This is a genomic window from Stenotrophomonas sp. Steno-C17 (assembly GCF_056393165.1).
Window position 1 is genome coordinate 57,559 of the sequence record NZ_JBWJPD010000004.1, and the last position, 23,292, is coordinate 80,850.

At 67.7% G+C, this 23,292-nt stretch carries 25 protein-coding genes; 19 read left to right on the plus strand and 6 right to left on the minus strand.

Annotation, left to right across the window (positions count from 1 at the left end; genetic code table 11):
• Positions 1–104 precede the first annotated feature (104 nt).
• The 6 genes from AC06FA_RS04975 (at position 105) to AC06FA_RS05000 (ending at position 6,244) form a co-directional block, all read left to right on the plus strand.
• Positions 105–1,076: a potassium channel beta subunit family protein gene (locus AC06FA_RS04975; protein ID WP_478067376.1), complete on the plus strand. Its 972-nt coding sequence runs from the start codon at positions 105–107 to the stop codon at positions 1,074–1,076.
• Between the two features lie 265 nt (positions 1,077–1,341).
• The gene (gene hemP / locus AC06FA_RS04980) at positions 1,342–1,536 is read left to right on the plus strand and encodes a hemin uptake protein HemP (RefSeq protein WP_108748566.1); all 195 of its coding nucleotides are present in this window, start codon (positions 1,342–1,344) and stop codon (positions 1,534–1,536) included.
• 152 nt (positions 1,537–1,688) lie between these two features.
• Positions 1,689–3,881 (plus strand): TonB-dependent hemoglobin/transferrin/lactoferrin family receptor, encoded by a 2,193-nt coding sequence (locus tag AC06FA_RS04985; RefSeq protein WP_478067377.1) that lies wholly within the window; start codon positions 1,689–1,691, stop codon positions 3,879–3,881.
• A 5-nt stretch (positions 3,882–3,886) separates the two neighbouring features.
• Positions 3,887–4,489: a ChuX/HutX family heme-like substrate-binding protein gene (locus tag AC06FA_RS04990; RefSeq protein ID WP_108771115.1), complete on the plus strand. Its 603-nt coding sequence runs from the start codon at positions 3,887–3,889 to the stop codon at positions 4,487–4,489.
• Between the two features lie 85 nt (positions 4,490–4,574).
• Positions 4,575–5,504 carry a DUF6607 family protein gene (locus AC06FA_RS04995; RefSeq protein WP_478067378.1) on the plus strand — a complete coding sequence of 310 codons (930 nt, stop codon included), beginning with the start codon at positions 4,575–4,577 and terminating at the stop codon, positions 5,502–5,504.
• A gap of 350 nt (positions 5,505–5,854) precedes the next feature.
• Entirely contained in the window at positions 5,855–6,244 is a 390-nt protein-coding gene (locus AC06FA_RS05000) for a hypothetical protein (protein ID WP_478067379.1), read from the plus strand.
• A gap of 28 nt (positions 6,245–6,272) precedes the next feature.
• On the opposite strand, the gene AC06FA_RS05005 is transcribed toward AC06FA_RS05000, so the two are convergent.
• From AC06FA_RS05005 to AC06FA_RS05020, 4 genes are all read right to left on the minus strand, one after another.
• On the minus strand, positions 6,273–6,758 hold the full coding sequence (locus AC06FA_RS05005) for a hypothetical protein (protein ID WP_478067380.1): 486 nt from the start codon (positions 6,756–6,758) through the stop codon (positions 6,273–6,275).
• Positions 6,759–6,760: 2 nt separating this feature from the next.
• Positions 6,761–7,105, minus strand: a complete 345-nt coding sequence (locus tag AC06FA_RS05010; RefSeq protein ID WP_164270899.1) for a DMT family protein — start codon at positions 7,103–7,105, stop codon at positions 6,761–6,763.
• Between the two features lie 78 nt (positions 7,106–7,183).
• Complete coding sequence (locus AC06FA_RS05015; protein WP_478067381.1) at positions 7,184–9,694, minus strand: ABC transporter permease; 2,511 nt, start codon at positions 9,692–9,694, stop codon at positions 7,184–7,186.
• A complete protein-coding gene (locus AC06FA_RS05020; protein WP_478067382.1) occupies positions 9,691–10,338 on the minus strand; it encodes an ABC transporter ATP-binding protein in 648 nt (215 codons plus the stop codon). Before AC06FA_RS05020 ends, AC06FA_RS05015 begins: the two co-directional genes overlap by 4 nt.
• Before the next feature lie 75 nt (positions 10,339–10,413).
• Here AC06FA_RS05020 and AC06FA_RS05025 point away from each other — a divergent pair, with 75 nt between their 5' ends.
• From AC06FA_RS05025 to AC06FA_RS05035, 3 genes are all read left to right on the plus strand, one after another.
• Entirely contained in the window at positions 10,414–11,058 is a 645-nt protein-coding gene (locus tag AC06FA_RS05025; protein WP_478067383.1) for an arylesterase, read from the plus strand.
• A gap of 87 nt (positions 11,059–11,145) precedes the next feature.
• Positions 11,146–11,859, plus strand: a complete 714-nt coding sequence (locus tag AC06FA_RS05030) for a response regulator transcription factor (RefSeq protein ID WP_002811889.1) — start codon at positions 11,146–11,148, stop codon at positions 11,857–11,859.
• A gap of 150 nt (positions 11,860–12,009) precedes the next feature.
• Positions 12,010–13,281 (plus strand): sensor histidine kinase, encoded by a 1,272-nt coding sequence (locus tag AC06FA_RS05035; protein ID WP_478067384.1) that lies wholly within the window; start codon positions 12,010–12,012, stop codon positions 13,279–13,281.
• Positions 13,282–13,427: 146 nt separating this feature from the next.
• On the opposite strand, the gene AC06FA_RS05040 is transcribed toward AC06FA_RS05035, so the two are convergent.
• Positions 13,428–14,129: an SGNH/GDSL hydrolase family protein gene (locus AC06FA_RS05040; RefSeq protein WP_478067385.1), complete on the minus strand. Its 702-nt coding sequence runs from the start codon at positions 14,127–14,129 to the stop codon at positions 13,428–13,430.
• A 213-nt stretch (positions 14,130–14,342) separates the two neighbouring features.
• On the opposite strand from AC06FA_RS05040, the gene AC06FA_RS05045 reads away from it, so the two are divergent.
• The 10 genes from AC06FA_RS05045 (at position 14,343) to AC06FA_RS05090 (ending at position 22,167) form a co-directional block, all read left to right on the plus strand.
• Positions 14,343–14,738 carry a diacylglycerol kinase gene (locus AC06FA_RS05045; RefSeq protein ID WP_478067386.1) on the plus strand — a complete coding sequence of 132 codons (396 nt, stop codon included), beginning with the start codon at positions 14,343–14,345 and terminating at the stop codon, positions 14,736–14,738.
• A gap of 33 nt (positions 14,739–14,771) precedes the next feature.
• Positions 14,772–15,521 carry a TerC family protein gene (locus AC06FA_RS05050; RefSeq protein ID WP_478067387.1) on the plus strand — a complete coding sequence of 250 codons (750 nt, stop codon included), beginning with the start codon at positions 14,772–14,774 and terminating at the stop codon, positions 15,519–15,521.
• 161 nt (positions 15,522–15,682) lie between these two features.
• Complete coding sequence (locus AC06FA_RS05055) at positions 15,683–16,843, plus strand: MFS transporter (protein WP_200734973.1); 1,161 nt, start codon at positions 15,683–15,685, stop codon at positions 16,841–16,843.
• A gap of 532 nt (positions 16,844–17,375) precedes the next feature.
• Positions 17,376–17,996, plus strand: a complete 621-nt coding sequence (locus AC06FA_RS05060) for a LemA family protein (protein WP_478067388.1) — start codon at positions 17,376–17,378, stop codon at positions 17,994–17,996.
• Positions 17,997–17,999: 3 nt separating this feature from the next.
• On the plus strand, positions 18,000–18,878 hold the full coding sequence (locus AC06FA_RS05065; protein WP_478067389.1) for a TPM domain-containing protein: 879 nt from the start codon (positions 18,000–18,002) through the stop codon (positions 18,876–18,878).
• Complete coding sequence (locus AC06FA_RS05070) at positions 18,878–19,372, plus strand: TPM domain-containing protein (protein ID WP_478067390.1); 495 nt, start codon at positions 18,878–18,880, stop codon at positions 19,370–19,372. The genes AC06FA_RS05065 and AC06FA_RS05070 overlap by 1 nt, the downstream gene beginning before the upstream one ends.
• 51 nt (positions 19,373–19,423) lie before the next feature.
• Positions 19,424–20,311 (plus strand): prolipoprotein diacylglyceryl transferase, encoded by an 888-nt coding sequence (gene lgt / locus AC06FA_RS05075; protein WP_478067391.1) that lies wholly within the window; start codon positions 19,424–19,426, stop codon positions 20,309–20,311.
• Positions 20,308–21,102 (plus strand): thymidylate synthase, encoded by a 795-nt coding sequence (locus AC06FA_RS05080; protein WP_478067392.1) that lies wholly within the window; start codon positions 20,308–20,310, stop codon positions 21,100–21,102. The genes lgt and AC06FA_RS05080 overlap by 4 nt, the downstream gene beginning before the upstream one ends.
• Positions 21,099–21,662, plus strand: a complete 564-nt coding sequence (locus AC06FA_RS05085; RefSeq protein ID WP_478067393.1) for a hypothetical protein — start codon at positions 21,099–21,101, stop codon at positions 21,660–21,662. Before AC06FA_RS05080 ends, AC06FA_RS05085 begins: the two co-directional genes overlap by 4 nt.
• Before the next feature lie 13 nt (positions 21,663–21,675).
• Positions 21,676–22,167, plus strand: a complete 492-nt coding sequence (locus tag AC06FA_RS05090; protein ID WP_478067394.1) for a dihydrofolate reductase — start codon at positions 21,676–21,678, stop codon at positions 22,165–22,167.
• A gap of 336 nt (positions 22,168–22,503) precedes the next feature.
• Here the strand turns inward: AC06FA_RS05090 and AC06FA_RS05095 are convergent, their stop codons facing one another.
• A complete protein-coding gene (locus AC06FA_RS05095; RefSeq protein WP_478067395.1) occupies positions 22,504–23,121 on the minus strand; it encodes a hypothetical protein in 618 nt (205 codons plus the stop codon).
• Positions 23,122–23,292 lie beyond the last annotated feature (171 nt).

Sequence of the window (23,292 nt, forward strand, 5' to 3'; positions counted from 1 at the left end):
CGGCACCGAACAAGCCAGCAACGGCAAGGGCTTGGCCGTTGGCAGGGCAGGTAGAATGGGGGCTCGATCCCGGCCCGGATGCGGGCCTGCAGCAGGAGATTGTCATGCTCTACCGTCGCCTGGGCTCCACCGGCCTGCCGATTTCCGCCCTGTCCTTCGGCGCCTGGGTGACCTTCGGCGATCAGGTTGCCCGCGACGAGTCGCGCAACCTGGTGGCCGCCGCCTGGGACCATGGCATCAACTTCTTCGACAATGCCGAGGGCTATGCCAACGGCCGCGCCGAGCAGGTGATGGGCGATGTGATTGCCGACCTGCGGCTGCCGCGCGACGGCTTCTGTGTGTCCAGCAAGGTGTTCTTTGGCAGTGCCAAGGACCCGCGGCCGACCCAGCGCGGTCTGTCGCGCAAGCACGTGACCGATGCCTGCCATGCCGCGCTGAAGCGCCTGCGGGTGGACTATCTGGACCTTTATTACTGCCACCGCCCGGATCCGGATGCGCCCATCGCCGAGACCGTGCACGCCATGGATACCCTGGTGCGGCAGGGCAAGGTGCTGTACTGGGGCACGTCGGAATGGTCGGCGGCGCAGATCCAGCAGGCGCTGGAAGTGGCCGCGCGGCACAACCTGCAGGGCCCGTCGATGGAGCAGCCGCAGTACAACCTGCTGCACCGCGAGCGGGTGGAAGTGGAATATGCCCCGCTGTACGAGGCGCCGGGGCTGGGCACCACCATCTTCTCGCCGCTGGCCTCCGGGCTGCTGAGCGGCAAGTACGACGACGGCATTCCCGCCGACGCGCGCCTGGGCCGTGACGGCATGGGCTGGCTGCAGGACCTGGTGCTGGGCGACAACGCCGCCGCGCGCCTGGCCCAGGTACGCCGCTTCAGCCAGGTCGCCCGTGAGCTGGGCCACGCCCCGGCCAGCCTGGCCATTGCCTGGTGCCTGCGCAACCCGAACGTATCCAGCGTGATCCTCGGCGCCAGCCGGGTGCCGCAGCTGCTGCAGAACCTGCAGGCGCTGGATGTACTGGCGCAGATGGACGAGGCCGGCTGGGCACGGGTGGAAGCCGCGTTTGTCTGACGCCGGTGGGGCGCCGAACGTGCTGGCCCTGCCTTGGTAGCGTCGAGCTTGCTCGACGGCTCTAGGCTTTTCGTAGCGTCGAGCTTGCTCGACGGCTTCTGAGCGAGAGCAGTCGAGCAAGCTCGACTCTACGATTGCGATAGTTCATATCAATTGAAATTCGCAGTTCAATAGATAATCGCATCGTCCGAATTGAGAATGGTTGTTGATTGTCAACTGAGAATCATTATCATCTATCGCGTCCCTCGCACGAGTCCAGACGCTCATGAATGCTCAACCTGTACTGCTGCGCCCCGAAACGCTGACCCTCCGCGACCGCCCGGTGCGTGCCGTTCCCGCCGAAGAGGTCATCGACAGCGAAGCCCTGCTCAAGGGCCGTCGTGAAATCCTGATCCAGCACGGCGACCGCTTCTATCGGCTGCGCCACACCAGCAACGACAAGCTGATCCTGACCAAGTAACGCGGCCCGGTCGCCCGCACCCCTCCCACCTGCCGGCCCGCTGGCAGGGTGGGCGACCCGTCCGCTCCCGCTCTCTCCCCCTCGGCTGGCCGTGCACGTTCTGCGTGCCGGTGGCCGGGGGTTCCCCCTGTGTGCCCGACGACCCAAGACCGATGACCCGCCAGACCGCCCTGTCGATCGCCCTGTGGATGGCCCTGCCGCTGTCCGCCCATGCTGCCGCCGAAGCCGATGCCGCGCCCGATGCGCGCGAATTCGACCGCGTGCAGGTCACCGCCACCCGCACCGAACGCGCGGTGAGCGATGTGGCCGCCACGGTGGATGTGATCGACCGCGAGCAGATGGACCGCCATCTGGTGCAGGACCTCCAGGACCTGATCCGCTACGAACCGGGGCTGTCGGCCAGCCGCAGCGCCACCCGCTTCGGCCTGGGCAGCATCCGCATCCGTGGCCTGGACGGCAACCGCGTGCGCATCCAGACCGACGGCATCGCCATGCCGACCAGTTTCAGCATCGGCTCGTTCTCCAACGCCAACCGCAACTTCACCGATCTGGACACGCTCAAGCGCGTGGAAATCGTGCGGGGCCCGGCCAGCTCGCTGTACGGCTCGGACGCGCTGGGCGGCGTGGTGGCTTTCGTCACCAAGGACCCCACCGACTACCTGAAGGATGGCAAGAACAGCTACGTGGGCCTGAAGTTCGGCTACGACGGTGAGTGGCAGGGGCTGCTGGGCGGGATCACCACGGCGTTCGGCGGCGACCGCTGGAGCGGCATGGTCAACATCAACCATCGGCAGGGCCAGGAAACGGACAACCAGGGCGACGTGCGCAGCAGCAACAACACCCGCACTGCAGCCAACCCGCAGGACCGCGATGGCCGCAGCGGCCTGGCCAAGCTGGTGTTCGCGCCCAGCGCGGACCAGCGCTTCCGCCTGACCGTGGAAGGCAATGAAGACAGCACCGATACCGATGTCCTGTCGCTGATCGACCGCACCACGACCACCGGCATGAAGGCGCGCGACACGCAGGAACGTACGCGCGTGTCCTTCGCCCATGAAATGGATGCACTGGACAAGGCCTTCGCCGACAGCCTGCACTGGCAGGTCTACAGCCAGCACAGCGAAACCACCCAGATTACCGACGAAGACCGGGCCAACCGCACGCGCCGCCACCGCGAGTTCAACTTCGACCAGCAGGTGTACGGTCTGCAGGCGCAGTTCAACAAGGCCTTCAGCACCGGCAGCGTCGAACACGCGCTGACCTACGGCTTCGAAGGCGCGCGCACCGAGATCCGGCAGAAGCGCGATGGCTACCAGGTGCTGGCCAATGGCCAGGTGACCAGCACGCTGCTGCCTGATGTGTTCCCGGTGCGCGATTTCCCGATCAGCAAGACCACCGAGCTGGGCCTGTACGCACAGGACGAAATGCGCATGGCCGGCGGCAAGCTGTCGCTGGTGCCGGGCGTGCGCGTGGACCGCTACGAGCTGAAGCCGGAGGTGGATACGATCTTCGCCCAGGACAATCCCGGCGTTGCGGTCACCAAGCTGGAAAAGACCAGCGTCTCGCCCAAGCTGGGCATGGTCTATCGCTTCAGCGATGCCTGGTCGCTGTTTGCCGGCTACTCGCGCGGCTTCCGCTCGCCACCGTACAACGACGTCAACCTGGGCTTCACCAACTTCGCCTTCGGCTACACCGCCATTCCCAACCCGGATCTGAAGCCGGAAACCAGTGATGGCGTGGAACTGGGCCTGCGCTTCCTGTCGCCGGCGGCGTACGTCAGCCTGAGCGGCTACTACAACGATTACAAGGATTTCATCGAGTCGCAGTCGCTGGTCGGTACCAATGCGCAGGGCCTGATGGTGTTCCAGTCGCGCAACATCGCCGACGCGCGCATCTACGGCGCCGAACTGAAGGCCGGCGTGGATTTCGGCCAGATCAGTCCGGCGCTGCAGGGCTGGGCGCTGCGCAGCGCGGTGGCCTGGTCGCGCGGTGACAACAAGACCGAAGACACCCCGCTGGATTCGGTGGACCCGCTGCGCGGCACGGTCGGCCTGATGTACGACACCGATGCCTGGGGTGTCGAACTGGCCGGTACCTTCGTCAAGCGCAAGGACCGGGTCGCCTCGGCCACGGCCTATCGCCCGGCCGGCTACGGCGTGGCCGACCTGATGGCGCACTGGAACTTCGCCCCGGGCGCCACCTTCAACGTGGGCGTGTTCAACCTGGGCGACAAGCGCTACATCGACTGGTCCAACGTTGGCTCGACCCTGTCGGCCAGCAGCAGCGTGCTGGACCGCTATACCAGCCCCGGCCGCACGCTGTCGGCCAGCCTTGCCGTTTCCTGGTGAATCCCATGAGCCGAGCCCTGTCTGCACGTCGTCTGTCGTCGTCCCTGCCGCGGGTGCCGCTGCAGGTCTGGCCCACGCCGGCGCAGCTGGCTGCGCTCGGCACCGTGCTGTGCCTGTACCACGCCGATGGTAGCGAGATCGGTGGCTGGCGCCAGGCCGTTTCAGTGCACGCCTGCCAGGGCGTGGACAGCGAAGGCCTGCGCGAAAGCCTGTGTTTCCTCGATGCCCGCGGCCGCTGCGTATGGCGCCTGTACCTGCTGCCGGACAGTGATTTCCTGGCCTGGGACCGGCTGGTGGCTGCGTTGCCGTCGGCGCCGCCGCGCGATGCCGATGGCAGCGTCGGTGAACGGCTGTGGCGACGCCTGGCCGGCCACCTCGGTGGCCAGCGCTGGCGCCTGTGCGCACTGCGCCTGCATGCGGCCGAAGAGGGCCGCACGCTGGCCGCCAGCCTGTCCACGCTGTCCTCGCTGGGGGCGGCCACTGCGCGCCGCATCGCCCGCCTGGAAGGTGCCGAGGGCGAACTGGCCATCGATGACTGCTGCTGCGCCGACGCCGCCCGCCGCCCGGCCCCGCGCGCGCCGGACGATCTGCCGCTGGTGCGCCTGTAAGCGCGCCCTCGGCACCGATCCTGATGGAACGACTGCTGGCCACGGACGGCCTCTCCAAGACCCTGTAGAGCCCAAGGACCCTTCAATGAAGTTGCAGACAGCCAGTGCGATGCTGCTGCTCGCCGCCACCGGCGCAGCCCACGCCCAGCCCTCCGACATTGCCCGCGACCACGCCAGCATCCTGGCCATGCAGGGCGAGTACACCGTCGATTTCGCCTTCGATGAAACCGTCTTGCTGAAGCCCGGCTACGAGCGGGCACCGGCCATGCGCAGCGGCGGCAACGAAGTGGTGGTGGTGGTGGAAGACAGCCCCAGGCGCGTGGTGCTGCAGCACCTGCTGCTGGATGAAAAGAGCGGCCACGTCACCAAGCACTGGCGGCAGGACTGGGTGTACGAAGCGCCGAACCGCTTCGAGTTCAGTGCCGAACAGACCTGGCAGGTGCGTGCCATTCCGGCCGCGCAGAACCAGGGCGCCTGGACCCAGTGCGTGTACGAAGTGAGCGATGCCCCGCGTTACTGCGGCACCGGCCGCTGGAGCTACGACAACAACGTGCCGACCTGGACCAGTGATCTGAGCTGGCGCCCGTTGCCGCGCCGCGAGTACACCAAGCGCAGCGACTACAACGCGCTGGCGGTGATCAACCGCCACACCCTGACCCCGAACGGCTGGACCCACGAGCAGTTCAACACCAAGGTGCAGCGCAACGCCGACGGCAGCCAGGTGGAGATCGCCCGCGAGTTCGGTTTCAACGACTACATCAAGACCACCGAGGTCGACTTCACCCCGGCCCGCGATTACTGGAAGGCCACCGCCGGTTACTGGGGCAAGGTCCGCCAGCGCTGGGACGGCTTCCTTGGCCAGGCCCCGGGCGTGCACCTGAAGACCAAGCTGGACGGCATGGCGATGATCATCCCGCTGTTCACCCAGGCCCAGGACATCCAGGACGGGAAGAAGGTGAAGGACGCGCAGATCGACGAGGTCTTCGCCAAGTACGTGGAAAAAGCCCCCTTGTAGCGTCGAGCCATGCGCGACTGCCTCGGCCAGGCACCGCATCCACGCATGGCGTGGATCTACCGGGGTTCTGCATCCACGCATGGCGTGGATCTACTTCCGCTCCTGGTAGGTGCCGAGCTTGCTCGGCACGCTTCCCTCGCAATCGTGCTTGATGCGCAATGAATTGACGCATCTCGCCGCAATGGGTCGGAAAACCCGCTGCGGCTTTCGCCATGCGGTAGGGTGGCTGCCCACCCACGGACTGTTCATTCGATGAAGCTCTCTGCCCTTCAAAGCCGCAGCGAGGACCCCGCGGGCAGCGACGTGGTTCGCGTCTTCGCACTTCCCGTGTTTGGGAATGAGGTCCGCTGATGCCGTTGGCAGCACATCGCAGGTTCGAAACCTATCTGTCTGATCCGCAGGTCTACGATCGTCTCGAACAGCATGTCCACGACCACTTCATGGCGGCAATCGGCGCTGCCAGGCTGCGCGCGGAAGACTTCCGCAGCCCGCATTACAACGTGTTCTTCGCCGATGGTACGAAAGACCGCGAAGCCAACCCCATCTTCTCCGCCAGGCACCTGCCCAGCGGCAATATCGTCCGCATCGTCATTTTCGAAAGCCACCCGGAGTACACCGAAGTCCACAACCGGGTAGGGGATGACAATGCCAACGACGAGCTCTGCGTGTTCACCACCTTGTCGGGCATCGAACGGGCGATGGACCGGACCGTGGCCTGGGCCACCGCGGCCAACCGGTAGATCCACGCCACGCGTGGATGCCCCGCACTCAGGATACCGGCCCACCCAACGTGCTCAGGTCCAACCCCGCGTCCTGGAACGCACGCAGGGTGGCCTGCAGGCTCGCCTCGTCATCGCGCGTGCGCACGCCCTTGATGGCTTCGCTGCAGCGCGCGCGGTCGGTGCTGCACGCCGTGCGGTCGGGCAGCAGCAGTGCGGTCTGCCCGACCAGGATCGCTATGTGCGCCACTTCCTTCCGCGGTTTCGGTTGGCCCTGGTAGAACCGGTCGAACTCCATACGCAGCCCGGCCAGGACCTCGGCATCGCTGCGCGTGCGCGCCCCGTCGGCGGTGACCAGATAGGTCGGATGGCCCTCGTGGAAGGCGCGCACCTCATCGGCCAGCACCGTTTCCAGCACGAAGGCCTGTATCGGGTCCGGGACCAGGCCCGGCGCAGTGCGGGCAGATGCGGCCGGCATCGCCAACAGCAGTGGCACGCCGACCAGAAGCGCGCGCAGGCAGAAGCGGTACTTCATTCCTATTCCTTGAACATCAGAAACGCGGCGACCACGATCAGCCCGAACGCGGCCCAGTGGTTCCACTTCAGCGGCTGGTCCAGGTAGAACGCGGAAAACACCGCGAACACCAGCAGGGTGATCACTTCCTGCATGCCCTTCAGCTGCGGCGCCGAGTACACCGCGCTGCCGAGGCGGTTGCCCGGCACCTGCAGGCAGTATTCGAAGAAGGCGATGCCCCAGCTGACCATGATGACCAGCATCAGCGGCGCGCTCTTGTACTTCAGGTGCCCGTACCAGGCGAAGGTCATGAACACGTTGCTGGCGACCAGCAACAGCACCGGGTACAGGTAAGCGGTGAACGGCATTGGCGTACGCCCTGGGGGAAAGGCGGCAAGCATACGCAGCGCGGCGTGGACTGCACATCCACGCCGCGCGGCCGCCGCTCAGGCCTCGCGCAGGGCCAGTGCCGGCGGCGTGTGCAGGATCCGCCGGGTGCCCCACCAGCCGGCCAGCAGGCTCAGGCCGATGCCCAGCACGCCGCCCAGCAGCAGGCCCGGCCACGGCGGCAGCAGCGGCAGTTCGAACACCTTCTGCGACACCAGCAGGCCGATGGCTGCCGCTGCGCCCACCGCCAGCACGGCGGCCAGGGTGCCCAGCGCACCGAATTCCACCAGCACCGCACCGCGCAGCTGGCGGCGGGTGGCGCCCAGGGTGCGCAGCACCGCGCTGTCATACCGCCGCTCGCCGGCGGTGGCCTGCAGGGCTGCCAGCAGCACCAGCACGCCGGCCAGCAGGCTGAACACCATCACCAGCTGCACCGCCTGTGCGACGCGGTTCATCACATCGCGGACCTGCGAGATCACCGCGTCCACATCCAGCAGGGACAGGTTGGGCTGCGCCCGAACCAGCTCACCCAGGCCAGCGGCCTGGCCGGCGGGCAGATGGAAGGCTGACAGCAGGTTGTGCGGGGTATCGCCCACCGCGTTGGGGTTCAGCAGCACGAAGAAGTTCGGCCGGAACGTGTTCCAGTCGGCCTTGCGGATGCTGGTGACGGTGAATTCGCGCTGCTGCTCGCCGACGGCAATGGTGATGCGATCGCCCAGATGCGCGCCATAGCGCCGCGCCCAGCCGGTTTCCACCGACGCTTCCGCAGCGCGGCTGTCGGCCTGCCAGAAGCGGCCTTGCAGCAGCGCATTGGCCGGTGGGAAGGTGCTGCGCCAACTGAAGTTCAGCGGGCGGTTCTCGTCGTCGTCCTCACGCGGGCCGTTGTTCGCCCCGTTGCCTTCGGCAGCGGCCTGGTCCACGCGCAGCGGCGGCTTGCCGTTGATCGCGATCAGGCGGCCGGTGGCCATCGGCTCGATGCTGGCGTCGTCCGCGCCGAGGCCACGCAGGGTGGCCAGCACGCTCTCACGCTGTTCGGGCTGGATGTTGATCAGGAAGTAGTTGGGGGTGTCGGCCGGCAGGCGCTCGCGCCATTGCTGCAGCAGGCCGGGTCCGGTCACCGCCAGCAACAGCAGCGCGCACAGTGACAGCGACAGGCCCACCAGCTGCATCACCGCCAGCAGGCGACGCCGGGTCAGTGCGGCCAGGCCCAGCCGCCAATTGCCGTGCAGGCGGTGCTGCAGGCCACGCAGCACCTGCAGCAGGGCAAAGCCGAGCACGCCGGCAGCCAGGGCCAGCGCGGCCAGCCCGCCCAGCACCCACAGCGCCAGTTTCAGATCGCCGGTGACCTGCACCGCCAGCAACAGGCTGGCACCCAGCGCGGCCACATTGGCCAGCAGCGAGGCCGGTGGCAGTGCGGCGAACGAGCGGTTCAGCACGCGCATCGGCGGCACCCCGCGCAGGCGCAGCAGCGGCGGCAGTCCGAAGCCGAACAGCAGCAACAGGCCAATGCCGGCGCCGGTCAGTGCCGGGGTGGCTTCGGGCAGGGGCAGGCGCTGCGGCACCAGACTGCCCAGTGCCTGCACCAGGCCTTCCTGCGCGGCCATGCCCAGTGCGATGCCGACGGCACAGGCGGGCACCGCCAGCATCAGCAACTGCAGGGCCAGGCCCAGCAGGATGTCGCGCTGGCGCGCACCCAGGCAGCGCAGCACGGCCACCTGGTCGATGCGGCGCAGGGCGAAGCGGTTGGCGGCCAGCGCCGTGGCCACGCCGGCCAGCAGCACCGCCAGCAGCGCGCTCAGGCCCAGGAAACGGCCCGCCAGATCGAAGGCCTGGCGCACCCCGCGCTGGGTGTCATCCACGCTCAGCACGCGCATGCCCTTGGTCTGTGGCAGCAGCCACTGCCGGAACGCGGCGATCTGCGCAGGTCCGCCGGCGAACATCAACCGGTAGTTGATGCGGCTGCCCGGACCGAGCAGGCCGGTGCCGTCCACGTCGGCGCGGTTCACCAGCAGGGTAGGGGACAGCGTCAGCAGGTCGCCGCCGGTATCGGGCTCGGCCTCGATGATGCCGGCGATGCGCAGCGTGCCCGCACCGAATTCCAGATCGTCGCCGGCCTTCAGGCCCAGCGCCTGCAGCAGCCGTGGGTCGGCGTAGGCCTGGCCCTTCGGCGGCATGCCGGCGCGCTCGATCAGGGTCCCGCCGGGGGTGGCGCGCACGCGCAGGCTGCCGCGCAGCGGATAGCCCGCTTCCACTGCCTTGATGCTGGCCATCTGGCTGGCATCGCCCTGGAACAGCACGCTGCCGAAGCCGGCAATGCGGGTATGGGCCAGGCTGCGCCGCTGCGCTTCCTCGGCGAAGGCCGCCGGCGGTTCGTTGCGGCTGCCCACGCCCAGGTCGCCGCCCAGCATTTCCGCCGCACTGCCGGTCAGGGCCAGATTCACCCGGTTCACCAGGGTGCCCACCGCGGTCATCACCGCCACGCCCAGCACCAGCGCGGCGAACACGGTCAGCAGGTCGCCGGCCAGCGCCTCGCGGCGCAGCGCACGCCAGGCATGGCGCAGCAGGTTCATGCGCGCGCCTCGTGGGCGACGTCCTGCAGGCGGCCGTTGTCGATGCGGTGGATGTGCTGGCAGCGCTGCGCCAGGCGCAGGTCGTGGGTCACCAGCACCAGGGTGGTGCCACTGCTGGCATTGAGTTCGAACAGCAGGTCGCTGATGTGCTGGCCGGTGGCCTGGTCCAGCGAGCCGGTGGGCTCATCGGCGAACAGGATGCGCGGGCGGCTGACGAAGGCGCGGGCCAGGGCCACGCGCTGCTGCTCGCCGCCGGACAGCTGGCGCGGGTAGTGGCGGGCACGATGGGCCAGGCCCACCGCTTGCAGTACCTGCTGCACGCGCGCCGGGTCTTCGCGGCCCGCCAGTTCCAGCGGCAGGGCCACGTTTTCGGCGGCGGTCAGCGCCGGCAGCAGGTGGAAACTCTGGAACACAAAGCCCACCTCGCGCGCGCGCAGCTGCGCCCGGGCTTCTTCGTCCAGCGCGCCCAGATCCTGCCCGGCCACGCTGATGCGGCCGTGGCTGGGCAGGTCCAGTCCGGCCAGCAGGCCCAGCAGGGTGGTCTTGCCGGAACCGGAGGCGCCGACAATGGCCACGCTGGTGCCTTCATGGACGGTCAGGGTGATGTTGTCCAGTATGTGGACTTCACCCTCCGGGCCCTGCACGGTTTTGCCGACCTGGTCGACGGCGATGGCGACGGGCGCGCTGCGGGGGGACAGGCTGTCGATGAGGAGACTCCAATGCGCGTTACAGGATGGAGCCGGCAAGCCGGCACGATGATGGTGCTGCTGCTAGGGTTGCTGCTGTGGTCCGGGCTGGCCTGTGCCAAAGGTCCGGGCGGCACCGTGCTGGTGCTCGGTGACAGCCTCAGTGCTGCCCACAATATCCCGGCCGATGCCGGCTGGGTCAGCCTGCTGGACAAGCGGGTCAGGCAGCAGTCGAAAACCCCGCCGCGCATCGTCAACGCCAGCATGAGCGGGGAAACCACCGCCGGCGCGCTGACCCGCCTGCCGGGCCTGTTGGCCAGGGAGAAGCCCAGCGTGGTGGTGATCGCGCTGGGCGGCAACGATGCCCTGCGTGGGCTGACCCCGGTGCAGGTGCGCGGCAACCTGGAAAAAATGGTGCAGGCCAGCCAGAAGGCCGGGGCCAAGGTGCTGCTGCTGGGCATCGACGTACCGCCCAACTACGGCCCCGGCTACCGCCAGCGTCTGGCCGCCGCCTACCGCGGCCTGGCCGACCAGTACAAGGTGCCGCTGCTGCCGTTCCTGCTGGAGGGCGTGGCCCTGCAGCCCGGGCTGATGCAGGCCGACGGCCTGCACCCCACCGCGCAGGCGCAGCCGAAGGTGCTGGACAACGTCTGGCCGCTGCTCAAACCCCTGCTATGAACCGTTTCCGCGCGTCTTGACGGAACTTCACATCGCGTCCACCGTCGATGGGGCATGTTTCACAAAGCTGAAGACAGAGGGAATCACATGCGTCAGACGAAGGAGACTTCCGGCTTGGTGCTGGTGGTCGAGGACAACCGCAACATCTCCGAGATGATCGGCGAGTACCTGGAAGGCCGCGGCTTCGAGGTGGACTATGCGCAGGATGGCCTGGACGGCTACCGTCTGGCGGCCGAGAACAGCTACGACGTGGTCGTGCTGGACCTGATGCTGCCGCGCCTGGATGGCATCGAAGTGTGCCGCCGCCTGCGCAACGATGCGCGCAAATCGACGCCGGTGCTGATGCTGACCGCGCGCGACACCCTGGACGACAAGCTGACCGGCTTGGGCTTTGGTGCAGACGATTACCTGACCAAGCCGTTTGCCATCCAGGAACTGGAAGCCCGGTTGCGCGCGCTGATCCGCCGCGAGCGCCGCCAGGTGGGTTCGGAAGTGCTGAAGGTGGCCGACCTGGTGCTCGACCCGGTCAGCATGCGGGCCACCCGCGCCGGTACCGAACTGCAGCTGTCGCCGATTGGCCTGCGCCTGCTGACCATCCTGATGCGCGAATCGCCGCGCGTGGTCACCCGCCAGGAAATCGAGCGCGAGATCTGGGGCAACGGCCTGCCCGACTCGGACACCCTGCGCAGCCACCTGTACAACCTGCGCAAGATCATCGACAAGCCGTTCGACCGCCCGCTGCTGCACACCGTGCAGAGCGCCGGTTACCGCATCGCCGATATCGCCCAGCCGATGGCCTGATCGGTGCAGGCGCAGGCACAGACCCGCCCCGGCCCTGGCCGGGGCCCGGGGCAGGGGACGGGCCGCATGCTGTCGCGGCGGTCACCGTCCGTGCACGACCGTGGCACGTGGCGCTGCCTATAATCGCAGCGCTTCGACCGGGACCCCGCAATGCCGCACGGCCTGCCGCGCAAGATCCGCATCGTTTTCATCCTGCAGGCCGTGCTGGCCAGCCTGGGCATCCTGCTGGGTGCCTGGCTGGTGGCGCTGGTGATCAAACACAGCCTGGTGGGCGCGGCCCTGCGCGAAGAGGCGGCCTACTACTGGACCCTGCACGCGGCCTCGCCGGTGCAGCCGCCGCCCAATACCCAGAACATCCGCGGCTATCTGCTGGAGCGCGGGCAGTCCAGCCTGTCGCTGCCGGCCAACCTGCGCACGCTGGAACCGGGCTTCCACGAACTGCCCGGCGAGGACCAGCTGGTGCTGGTGGACGCGCGGCCCGAGGGGCGCCTGTACCTGGTGTTCCTGCGCTCGCGCGCGGAAATGCTGGCGTTCTGGTTCGGCATCGTGCCAGTGCTGCTGACCCTGCTGGCCGTGTACGGCGCCAGCTGGGTGACCTACCGCGCCTCCAAACGTCTGGTTTCGCCGGTGAACTGGCTGGCCCGGCGCGTGTCACGCTGGGACCCGGGGCACCCGGAAGCGGCCGACCTGGAGCCGGACAAGCTGCCCGCCGACATGCAGGGCGAGACCCGGCAGTTGGCCGCGGCCCTGCATTCGCTGGCCACCCGGGTCAGTGACCACGTGGCCCGCGAGCGCAACTTCACCCGTGATGCCAGCCACGAGCTGCGCACGCCGCTGACCGTCATCCGCGTGGCCAGTGACATGGCGCTGGCCGACGATGGGCTGGAACCGCGCCTGCGCCGCAGCCTGCAGCGCATCCAGCGCGCCGGGCGGGACATGGAAGCGGTGATCGATGCGTTCCTGATCCTGGCCCGCGAGGCCGACATCGAGCCGCAGATCGAACTGTTCGATGTGAACGATGTGGTGCGCTACGAAGTGGACAATGCGCGCGAACTGCTGGGCAGCCGCCCGGTCCAGATCGCCCTGCACAGCGCAGAACCGGTGCAGCTGCACGCGCCGCCGCGGGTGCTGCAGGTGGTGGTCAGCAATCTGGTGCGCAACGCCTGCAACTATACCGACGAAGGGCGCATCGACGTGGATGTGCAGGCCGATCGGGTGGTGGTGCGCGATACCGGCATCGGCATGTCCGAAGAGGCGCTGGCGCGTGCGTTCGAGCCGTTCTACCGCGCCGAACCGGATCGCCCGCAGGGCACCGGCCTGGGCCTGTCGATCGTGCGCCGCCTGTGTGATCGCTTCGGCTGGAAGGTCAGCCTGGCCAGTGAACCGGGCAAGGGCACCGAAGCGACGGTCATCTTCCGCTGACCCCGGACCGGGGTCGGACCGCCACGGAGTCGAGCATGGCTCGACTCTACACGGGTGATTGGCCGGGGTCGGATCCCGTTGCCATGCAACGGGCTCTGACCCCACGCCCGATCCCGGTAGATCCACGCCATGCGTGGATGGGGGGCTCAGTTGCAGTTGACCTTCGGTGCCAGCGCCTTGGTCCAGATCGCATAGCCGGCCGGGGTCATGTGCAGCATGTCCTCGCGGAACAGCTTCGCATCGGGCTGGCCATCGGCACCCAGCATGGGGGTGTAGATGTCGGTGTAGCCGGTGTTGGGCAGCTTCGCCAGCGCCGCCTTGATCTGCGCGTTGGCTTCGTTGATCGCCGGCAGCAGGTGGGCGCGCGACGGGCTCGGCTTGATCGACAGGTATTCCACCTTCGTCTTCGGCAGGTCGCGGTGCACGCGCTGCACGAAGGCCAGCACATCGTCGCGCACCTGGCTGGCGCTGCGGCCGCTGTTCAAATCATTGTCGCCGGCATAGAAGAACACCTTGCACGGCGCATACGGCACCACGATCTGCCCGGCATACCAGGTGCTGTCACGCACTTCCGACCCGCCGAAGCCGCGGTTGAACACCGGCTGGGTGGGGAAGTCCTGGGCCAGCGTCTCCCACATGCGGATGGACGAGCTGCCAATGAATTCGATGCCACCGCGCGGCGGCGGCGAGGTGCGGTCGGTCTGGGCGAAGGCGGCCATGTCGCCGGCCCAGGCCACGTTGGACACCTGCTCGGGCACGGACGGCGAGGCCGGCGGGCTGAGCGCCTGGGCCAGCGGTGCGGCAGTCAGCAGGCCCAGCATCAGCAGGCAGGTACGGCGACGGGTCATCAGGCTCTCCAGCGCAACAGTAAGGACGTTCATCATAGGAGCTGCGCCCAGCCGCTGCTTGTCCGTGTCAGGCGGCGCGGCGGCATGGCCGGGGTGCCTCGGCGCCCCTTGTGGCAAAATGGGCGCCATCTGTCCCTCCCTGTGCCTTCATGATCTCCTGCCGTGCGTCTGAGCGGTCGCTGCGCCGCGCCCCCATTGCTGGAACCGTTGCCCGTGGCTGACAACTTCGGCCACCTGCCCCGCGGCCCGCGCCGCATCTTCCAGGCCGCCCGCTGGTCCTGGCAGGGCCTGCGCGCCGCCTGGCTGCACGAGTCCTCCTTCCGCCTGGAGGTCTACCTGCTGGTGGTGCTGGCACCGTTGGCGCTGTGGCTGGGCCAGACCCCGGTGGAGCGCGCGCTGCTGATCGGCTCGATGCTGCTGGTGCTGGCCATGGAACTGGCCAATTCGGCCATTGAAGCGGTGATCGAGCGCTACGGCGCCGAGATCCACGAGCTGGCCGGCCGCGCCAAGGACATGGGTTCGGCGGCGGTGTTCGTGCTGATGATGAACGTACTGCTGTGCTGGGCCCTGGTCGTGGTGCCGCACCTGCTGGCCGGCACCTACGGCTGAACCTCCCATTCCCCACTGCCTTGAAGAGTTTCCATGTCCTTTGAGTTCCTCGCCGACCCCAATGCCTGGGTGACCCTGTTCACCCTGAGCGCGCTGGAAATCGTGCTCGGCATCGACAACCTGGTGTTCATCTCCATCGCCGTCAGCAAGCTGCCGGAAGAGCGCCGTCCGTTCGCCCGCAAGCTCGGCATCGCCGTGGCCTGCATTACCCGCATCGCGCTGCTGGTGTCGCTGGCCTACCTGGCGCACATGTCGGCCAACCTGTTCAACGTGGCCGGCATGGGCATCTCCATCCGCGACCTGGTGCTGATCGTCGGTGGCCTGTTCCTGATCATCAAGGGCTACATGGAGATCAAGGAACTGATCACCGGTGGCGACGATGAAAACCCCGCTACCAGCAAGGCCTCGGGCGTGTTCGGCATGGTCATCCTGCAGATCGCGATCATCGACATCGTGTTCTCGCTGGACTCAGTCATCACCGCCGTCGGCATTGCCGACCACATTCCGGTGATGGTTGCTGCGATCCTGCTGTCGGTGCTGGTGATGCTGCTGGCCGCCAATCCGCTGGGCCGCTTCATCGACGCCAACCCGACGGTGAAGATGCTGGCGCTGGCCTTCATCCTGCTGATCGGCGCGGTGCTGATCCTGGACGGCCTGGACGTGCACGTGCCCAAGCCCTACATCTACGCCGCGATGGGCTTCTCGGTGCTGGTGGAGTGGCTGAACCTGCTGATGCGCCGCCGCGCACGCGAACACCACGTGCCGGGCGCCGGCGACTGGTAAGCGCGTTTCCTGGAACCCCCGGCCTGGCCGGGGGTTCTGCGTTCTGGGCATCTGTGAACCGGGGTCAACACTGTTTCCCCGCTACGGGGCTTAATCCGGCGGGGCAAAGCGCGCACCCTGTGCGCTTCTTTTCACAGGCCTGCCTCACGCAGGAAACGCCCATGAACTCCAGAGCCGCTCTATTGGCCCTTGCCGTCGGCGCCTTCGCCATCGGCACCACTGAATTCGCCCCCATGGGCCTGTTGCCGGTCATCGCCGACGGCGTGGGCGTGGGCATTCCTACCGCCGGCATGCTGATCACCGCCTACGCGGTAGGTGTGATGCTGGGCGCACCGGTGATGACCCTGCTGATGGGGCGCTTCGGCAAGCGCACCGCGCTGATGCTGCTGATGTCGATCTTCGTGGTCGGCAACCTGCTGTCGGCGCTGGCCCCGAACTATGGCCTGCTGCTGTTGTCGCGGCTGGTCACCAGCCTCAACCACGGTGCCTTCTTTGGTATCGGTGCGGTGGTCGCCGCCAGCCTGGTACCGAAGGACAAGCAGGCGGCGGCGGTGGCGACCATGTTCATGGGCCTGACCATCGCCAACATCGGCGGCGTGCCGCTGGCCACCTGGGCCGGGCAGCAGCTGGGCTGGCGCCTGTCCTTTGCCGGCACCGCGGTGCTGGGCGTGGTGGCGATCACCGCGCTGGGCCTGGCCCTGCCGGCCTCGGCGCCGGGCCCGCGCCCGGACGTGCGGCGTGAACTGAAGGCGATCCTGCAGCCGCAGGTGCTGCTGGCCATGGCCACCACGGTGCTGGGCGCCGGTGCGATGTTCACCCTGTACACCTACGTGGCGCCGGTGCTGACCGAGCTGACCGGTGCCTCCAATGCGTTCATCGCGGTGTCGCTGGCGCTGGTGGGCATCGGTTTCACCGTGGGCAATGGCATTGGCGGGCGTCTGGCCGACTGGTCGCTGGACGGTGCCACGCGCATCCTGCTGGCCGTGCTGGCGCTGTTGATGCTGGTGCTGCCGCTGGCGTTCATGAGCCACGCCACCGCTGCGGTGGGGCTGCTGTTGTTCGGTGCGGCCACCTTCGCCATCGTGCCGCCGTTGCAGATCCGGGTGATGCAGGCGGCGACCGAGGCGCCGGGCCTGGCGTCGTCCATCAACGTGGGCGCGTTCAACCTGGGCAATGCGCTGGGGGCTGCGCTGGGCGGGGCGGTGATCAGCCTGGGCCTGGGCTATGCGGCCATTCCGGTGGCCGGCGGGTTGCTGGCGGCCGCAGCGCTGGTGCTGGCGTGGTGGGGGCGGGTGCGCGCCCCGGCCGCCGAAGCCTGCTGAGGGGGTGGGTTGCGGCAGGGCTTGCAGCCCTGCACCCGCCGAATCAAAGTCAAGAGCGGGTTTGCTGAGGGATGGCGGGGTGGGTCCGGTTGAGGGGGACGCTGCAAGTACGTCCATGTAAGCTCGGTCGCCGCATCCATGCGGCTCACGCCCCCTCAACCGGACCCACCCCGCCTTCGACAGTTTCCCGCCGTCTGCCGGAACGGCATCCCGCTCTGGTAGGTGTCGACCTTGGTCGACACGAATGCCTGAAGCATGGGCTTTTGCTCTTGTTCTTGCTCTTTTTGATCTTCCCGCGGTGCGCAGGAAACCGTACGAGGCCGGGCGGGTGGGCGTGGCGGGGGTATCCGCGCCATGGATGGCGCGGCTAAGCCTACAAGGACGTATTCACGGCGTCCCCCGCCATGCTCACCCGCCCGGACTACCCCGACGATCCATGAGCACCACCACCGCGGAGGGGGCACCGCCCGATGGCCGACCTTTCACCGCGTCCGTGGCATGCTCGGCACATCGTCCACCCGGAATCGCCACCATGCGCCTGCTCACCCGTGTCCTGCCCGTGCTGCTACTGGCCGGCCTGCTCTCCGGCTGCGGCTACAACACCATCCAGCAGAAGGACGAGGCCGTGAAGGCCAGCTGGTCCGAAGTGCTGAACCAGTACAAGCGCCGCGCCGATCTGGTGCCCAACCTGGTGCAGACCGTGAAAGGCTTCGCCAGCCAGGAAGAGCGCGTGCTGACCGAAGTGACCAACGCCCGTTCGCGGGTCGGCCAGATCAACGTCAATGCCGACGACGAAGCCTCGCTGAAGCAGTTCCAGCAGGCGCAGGGCGAGCTGGGCAGTGCGCTGTCGCGGCTGCTGGTGGTGACCGAGAACTACCCGGTGCTGAAGTCCGACGCCAATTTCCGCGACCTGCAGGCGCAGCTGGAAGGCACCGAAAACCGCATCACCGTGGCCCGTGGCCGCTACATCCAGCAGGTGCAGGACTACAACACCTACATCCGCTCGTTCCCGCAGCTGATCACCGCCAAGATCTTCGGCTACCAGCCCAAGCCGAACTTCAGCGTGGAAAACGAAGCGCAGATTTCCAATGCGCCGGCGGTCGATTTCGGCAACGCGCCGCAGCAGGCGCCGGCACCGCAGCCGGCGAACTGATCCATGCGCTGGCTGACCGCGCTGCTGGTCCTGCTGCTGTGGCTGCCGCTGGCATCGCAGGCGCAGCAGCTGGCGCCGATTCCGGCGCTGGATTCGCCGGTGGTCGACACCACCGGCACGCTGGATGCCGCGCAGAAGCAGGCGCTGGTGCAGCAGGCGCTGGCCCTGCAGCAGCGCAAGGGCAGCCAGCTGCAGGTGCTGGTGGTGCCCAGCACGCAGCCCGAGGACATCGCGCAGTACACCACCCGCGTGTTCGATCAATGGCAGATCGGCCGCAAGGGCGTGGATGACGGCGTGCTGCTGGTGGTGGCCAAGGATGATCGACGGGTGCGCATCGAGCCGGGCTATGGGCTGGAGGGGGCCATTCCCGATGCCATTGCCAACCGGGTCATCCAGGAATACCTGGTGCCGCGTTTCCGTGCCGGCGACTACGCCGGCGGCATTGCCGAAGCGACCGCGGTGCTGGTCACGCTGATCGATGGCGAGGCGCTGCCGGCCCCGGTCAGCAGCCAACGCGGGACTGACAGCGGCGATGGTGGCGATACCTGGGCGCTGGCGCTGTTCATCGGCGTGTTCGCTGGCAGCATCCTGCGCGGGGTGTTTTCGCGGGTGCCGCGGCCGCTGCGCGGCCTGCTGGGCGGTGGCGGTGCCGCGCTGGCCGCCTTCCTGTTCACCTCCACCCTGCTGGCCAGTGGCCTGGCCGGCATCGTTGGCCTGATCGTGGCCATGCTCTCGGGTCACCCGGGCCGCTTCGCCGGTGGCGGCGGCTGGGGCGGGGGCAGTTGGGGCGGCGGTGGCGGCGGTGGATTCGGCGGTGGTGGCGGCAGCTGGGGCGGCGGCGGCGGCCGTTCCGGTGGCGGTGGCGCTTCGGGGGGCTGGTGATGATCAGGCGTATCGGGCGGCACCTGTTTTCCCCGTCGCTGCGGCGGGCCTTCCCGCCGGCGGCACTGCAGGCCATTACCGAGACCATCGCCAGTGGCGAACAGCGCCACGGCGGCCAGGTCATGTTCGCGGTGGAGGCCGATCTGCCCCTGCACGCGCTGTGGCGGCGGGTAACCCCGCGGCAGGCGGCCGAACAGGCCTTCGCCCAGCTGCGCACCTGGGATACCGCGCACAACAACGGCGTGCTGATCTACCTGCTGCTGGCCGACCACGCCATCGAAATCGTGGCCGATCGCGGCCTGCACGGCCGGGTCAGCCCGGCGCAATGGCAGCGCATCTGCACCCATCTGCGCGAAGGCCTGCGCGGCAGCGAACCGGTGCAGGCCCTGCGCGATGCCATCGACGAGGTCTCCGGGCTGCTGGCCGGGCACTTTCCGCCGGGTTCGGGGTCCGACGATGACGGGCTGCCCAACACCCCGCAGCTGCTTGGTTGAGCCGCGGCGGCGCTGGCCCGAGAATAGGCGTTCAACCGCAAGGCACCTTTCATGATCTATTTCCACGATATCGACCCCATTGCCCTTTCGCTGGGGCCGATCAAGGTGCACTGGTACGGCATCATGTACCTGCTGGGCTTCACGGCAGCCTGGCTGCTGGGCCGCAAGCGCATCGCGCAGGGCCGCCTGCCGGGCGTCGATGCCAATGGTTTTTCCGACCTGCTGTTCTACGCCATGCTGGGCGTGGTGCTGGGGGGGCGCATCGGCTACATGCTGTTCTACGCGCTGGGCGATTTCCTGGCCAACCCGGTGCTGCTGTTCAAGGTGTGGGACGGTGGCATGAGCTTCCACGGCGGCCTGCTGGGTGTGGTGGTGGCGTGCTGGTGGTGGTCGCGCAAGCAGCGCCTGCACCTGTTCGACACGGTCGACTTCATGGCGCCGCTGGTGCCGATCGGCCTGGCACTGGGGCGGGTGGGCAACTTCATCGGCGCCGAGCTGTGGGGCAAGTACACCGACGGTACCTGGGGCGTGGTGTTCCCGTCCGGGCTGCCGGCCCCGCTGAACCAGCTGGATGCGGCCACGCTGAAGGCACAGTTCGCCACCGGTGCGCTGAACCCCTACGCCCGCCATCCGTCGCAGCTGTATGAAGCGGCGCTGGAAGGCCTGGTGATGTTCACCGTGCTGTGGCTGGTGTCGGCCAAGCCGCGCCACCGCTACCTGGTGTCGGGCCTGTTCGCGCTGATGTATGGCATCTTCCGCTTCGGCCTGGAGTTCGTGCGCATGCCTGACAACGGGGTCTACATCGCTTTCGGTTGGCTGACCAAGGGCCAGTTGCTCAGCCTGCCGCTGGTGGCGCTGGGCCTGGTGCTGCTGGCGCTGTCGCGCCGCGCGCCGGTGCTGCAGCCGCAGCCGGTGGTGGCGGCGGAGGGCAAGGCATGAAGGCCTACCTGGACCTGCTTTCGCACGTACTGGAACACGGCACCGAGAAGAGCGACCGCACCGGTACCGGCACCCGCAGTGTGTTCGGCTGGCAGATGCGCTTCGATCTGAACGAAGGCTTCCCGCTGGTCACCACCAAGAAGCTGCACCTGCGCTCGATCATCCACGAGCTGCTGTGGTTCCTGAAGGGTGACACCAACATCGGCTACCTGAAAGACAACCAGGTGCGGATCTGGGACGAGTGGGCCGATGCCAATGGCGATCTTGGTCCGGTCTACGGCAAGCAGTGGCGCAGCTGGGCCACTGCCGATGGCCGCGAGATCGACCAGATGCAGTGGCTGGTGGACGAGATCAAGCGCAACCCCGATTCGCGGCGGCTGGTGGTCAGTGCCTGGAACGTGGGCGAGCTTGCGCAGATGGCGCTGATGCCGTGCCACAACCTCTTCCAGTTCTACGTGGTGGACGGCAAGCTGAGCTGTCAGCTGTACCAGCGCAGCGGCGACATCTTCCTGGGCGTGCCGTTCAACATCGCCAGCTACGCGCTGCTGACCCACATGGTGGCGCAGGCCACGGGCCTGGGCGTGGGCGACTTCGTGCATACCCTGGGCGATGCCCACCTGTATTCGAACCATTACGAACAGGCCCGCGAACAGTTGTCGCGTGAACCGCGCGCGCTGCCCACGCTGTGGTTGAACCCGGAGGTGACCGACCTGTTCGGCTTCCAGTTCGACGACATCCGCATCGACGGCTACGACCCGCACCCGGCCATCAAGGCCCCGGTGGCGGTATGAGTTTGCGCAGGTGTGTGTTTCCGCTGCTGCTGGCCAGCGCGCTGTGCACGGGCGCCTACGCGGCACCGGCCGATACGCTGGGCTTGGCCCGTGAAGTCAACGCACAGATCGTGCACGCGCAGATGCGCGAGGAAGTCCACGCGTTTGCCGCGGCATTCGATGGCGGTACGATGATGCCTGAGGACATTCCGGCAGGTTGCCAGGCGCAGATGCGCGAAGCGGTGACCGGCATGTACGCGGCGATGACCGAGCACCTCAAGTCGGGCATCGAGGAGCCAGAGTACCAGCGCGCGCTGGAGCAGCAGCTTGCCAGCGTCTACTCCAGCGACCAGCTGCAGGCGTTCCTGGCGCGGGCTGCCGACAGCGGCACCGACAGGGAGGCGTTGTCGGCAGACATCCTCTCAGGCCCGGGCCTGAAGGATATCGAGGAAGCGCAGAAGCAGAAGATCGTCGCGGACATGGATGAGAAGTCCCTGTCCAGCCCGGCGCTGGCGGCAGCGTTGCAGGCGGCCAGTGCCGCCAAGGCGGCCTGCGAACGGCTGCAGATCGATGCCGGTTGAGGAGGTCGCAGCGATGAAACTTTCGATGGTCGTAGCACTGGACCGCAACCGTGGCATCGGCCAGGGCAATGCCATGCCCTGGCACCTGCCGGACGACTTCAAGCACTTCAAGGCGTTGACCCTGGGCAAGCCGATCCTGATGGGGCGCAAGACCGCCGAATCGATCGGCCGCGTGCTGCCGGGGCGGACCAACCTGGTGCTGACCCGCAGCGGCCAGGTGCCGTTCGAGGGCATGCGCGCGGTGGCGTCGCTGGACGAAGCCAAGGCCATTGCGGCGGGCGAGGGCGCCAGCGAGCTGTGCATCATTGGGGGGGGCGAAATCTTCCGCCAACTGCTGGACCAGGCCAGCGACCTGTACCTGACCTGGGTGGACGCCGAGGTGCCGGCCGATACGCATTTTCCCGAAGTCGACCCGGCGGTGTGGCAGGAAACCAGCAGCGAGCCGCATCCGGCCGACGCGCGCCACGCCTACGCGTTCCGCTTCGCCCACTACACGCGCCGCTGATCGCCGAAATACCGACGGAAATACCGGCGGAAACACCGACCGAAACACCGGCGGAAACACCGACGGAAATACCGGCGGGGGGGGGGTAGAGTCGACTGTCAGTCGACTGCGCTTGGCGCCCCCCGAACCCCCCGCGCTTCGCGCGATAGTCGACTGACAGTCGACTCTACCGGGGCATCCAGTCGTGCCCGATGATGGCGTGCTGGAACGGCAGGAGGGGGGTAGAGTCGACTGTCAGTCGACTGCTCTTGGCGCCCCCCGAACCCCCCGCGCTGTGCGCGATAGTCGACTGTCAGTCGACGCTACCGGGACTGGCGCGACGGCCCACGCTCGACGCTACAAACGGCGGCGTGGGGCCTTCGGCGGCTTGATCCCCAGCAGCTTCAGCGATGCGGCCAGGCGCTCGGCGCTTATCCCATGGTCGAGACCATCCCTCAGGTAGGCTTTCTCGTCAGGGGTCAGCGCTGCGTCCAGTTGCAGATCGGGCAGTGCGTAATCCCGGTCCGGGGCGTCCAGCAGGGCATCCACCGTGGCGAAGCGTTGGAACCAGGGTTCCTGCACATCATCGAAGTAGCGCACCAGGTCAGTGACGGTGCGATCGAACATGCTGTCGCTGCTGGCATTGAAGCGGTGGTGGTAACGCGCTTCGCGGAAGTGCAGCACGGCCCGGCGGTGCGGCGGCGCGTTGAGCGGCAGGCGACGAGGATCATTCAGCACATGGATGCCGGCGTCCAACACCGGTTCCACCGAATAGTTGTTGATACTGCCAACCCGCGTCAGAGTGAACCAGTCGGCGGTGAACTCGCGGCGTCGCACCCACATCTTGGACGTGCTGCGCACGAAACCGAGTGCTGCCACGTGGGGATGGAACGCCACGCGCGCGCGTTCCATCGCGGCGTGGACGATCTTGCGGGAATAGACCTTGGGCTCGGGCAGTGGCGGTGTTTCGGTCATGGGCTTCCGTGTCGTGTGTTCAATGATGGGTCAATCTGCTGCGCGGGCTGCTTTTTCAGTGAGCGCGCCGTGCCAGGATGGAGTGGCGGCAGGTAGCGTCGACTGTCAATCGACTGCGCTTGGCGCCCACTGAACCCCCCGCGCTGCGCGCGATGGTCGACTGACAGTCGA

What these genes read in the sequence shown, in the direction of transcription:
- AC06FA_RS05080 (WP_478067392.1), top strand. Translation starts at nt 20,308, where the DNA reads ATGAAGGCCTACCTGGACCTGCTTTCGCACGTACTGGAACACGGCACC.
- AC06FA_RS05090 (WP_478067394.1), top strand. Translation starts at nt 21,676, where the DNA reads ATGAAACTTTCGATGGTCGTAGCACTGGACCGCAACCGTGGCATCGGC.
- AC06FA_RS05070 (WP_478067390.1), top strand. Translation starts at nt 18,878, where the DNA reads ATGATCAGGCGTATCGGGCGGCACCTGTTTTCCCCGTCGCTGCGGCGG.
- AC06FA_RS05055 (WP_200734973.1), top strand. Translation starts at nt 15,683, where the DNA reads ATGAACTCCAGAGCCGCTCTATTGGCCCTTGCCGTCGGCGCCTTCGCC.
- AC06FA_RS05095 (WP_478067395.1), bottom strand. Translation starts at nt 23,121, where the DNA reads ATGACCGAAACACCGCCACTGCCCGAGCCCAAGGTCTATTCCCGCAAG.
- lgt (WP_478067391.1), top strand. Translation starts at nt 19,424, where the DNA reads ATGATCTATTTCCACGATATCGACCCCATTGCCCTTTCGCTGGGGCCG.
- AC06FA_RS05040 (WP_478067385.1), bottom strand. Translation starts at nt 14,129, where the DNA reads ATGACCCGTCGCCGTACCTGCCTGCTGATGCTGGGCCTGCTGACTGCC.
- AC06FA_RS05010 (WP_164270899.1), bottom strand. Translation starts at nt 7,105, where the DNA reads ATGCCGTTCACCGCTTACCTGTACCCGGTGCTGTTGCTGGTCGCCAGC.
- AC06FA_RS05005 (WP_478067380.1), bottom strand. Translation starts at nt 6,758, where the DNA reads ATGAAGTACCGCTTCTGCCTGCGCGCGCTTCTGGTCGGCGTGCCACTG.
- AC06FA_RS05030 (WP_002811889.1), top strand. Translation starts at nt 11,146, where the DNA reads ATGCGTCAGACGAAGGAGACTTCCGGCTTGGTGCTGGTGGTCGAGGAC.
- hemP (WP_108748566.1), top strand. Translation starts at nt 1,342, where the DNA reads ATGAATGCTCAACCTGTACTGCTGCGCCCCGAAACGCTGACCCTCCGC.
- AC06FA_RS05050 (WP_478067387.1), top strand. Translation starts at nt 14,772, where the DNA reads ATGTCCTTTGAGTTCCTCGCCGACCCCAATGCCTGGGTGACCCTGTTC.
- AC06FA_RS05085 (WP_478067393.1), top strand. Translation starts at nt 21,099, where the DNA reads ATGAGTTTGCGCAGGTGTGTGTTTCCGCTGCTGCTGGCCAGCGCGCTG.
- AC06FA_RS04990 (WP_108771115.1), top strand. Translation starts at nt 3,887, where the DNA reads ATGAGCCGAGCCCTGTCTGCACGTCGTCTGTCGTCGTCCCTGCCGCGG.
- AC06FA_RS05015 (WP_478067381.1), bottom strand. Translation starts at nt 9,694, where the DNA reads ATGAACCTGCTGCGCCATGCCTGGCGTGCGCTGCGCCGCGAGGCGCTG.
- AC06FA_RS04975 (WP_478067376.1), top strand. Translation starts at nt 105, where the DNA reads ATGCTCTACCGTCGCCTGGGCTCCACCGGCCTGCCGATTTCCGCCCTG.
- AC06FA_RS05000 (WP_478067379.1), top strand. Translation starts at nt 5,855, where the DNA reads ATGCCGTTGGCAGCACATCGCAGGTTCGAAACCTATCTGTCTGATCCG.
- AC06FA_RS05060 (WP_478067388.1), top strand. Translation starts at nt 17,376, where the DNA reads ATGCGCCTGCTCACCCGTGTCCTGCCCGTGCTGCTACTGGCCGGCCTG.
- AC06FA_RS04985 (WP_478067377.1), top strand. Translation starts at nt 1,689, where the DNA reads ATGACCCGCCAGACCGCCCTGTCGATCGCCCTGTGGATGGCCCTGCCG.
- AC06FA_RS05065 (WP_478067389.1), top strand. Translation starts at nt 18,000, where the DNA reads ATGCGCTGGCTGACCGCGCTGCTGGTCCTGCTGCTGTGGCTGCCGCTG.
- AC06FA_RS05025 (WP_478067383.1), top strand. Translation starts at nt 10,414, where the DNA reads ATGCGCGTTACAGGATGGAGCCGGCAAGCCGGCACGATGATGGTGCTG.
- AC06FA_RS04995 (WP_478067378.1), top strand. Translation starts at nt 4,575, where the DNA reads ATGAAGTTGCAGACAGCCAGTGCGATGCTGCTGCTCGCCGCCACCGGC.
- AC06FA_RS05035 (WP_478067384.1), top strand. Translation starts at nt 12,010, where the DNA reads ATGCCGCACGGCCTGCCGCGCAAGATCCGCATCGTTTTCATCCTGCAG.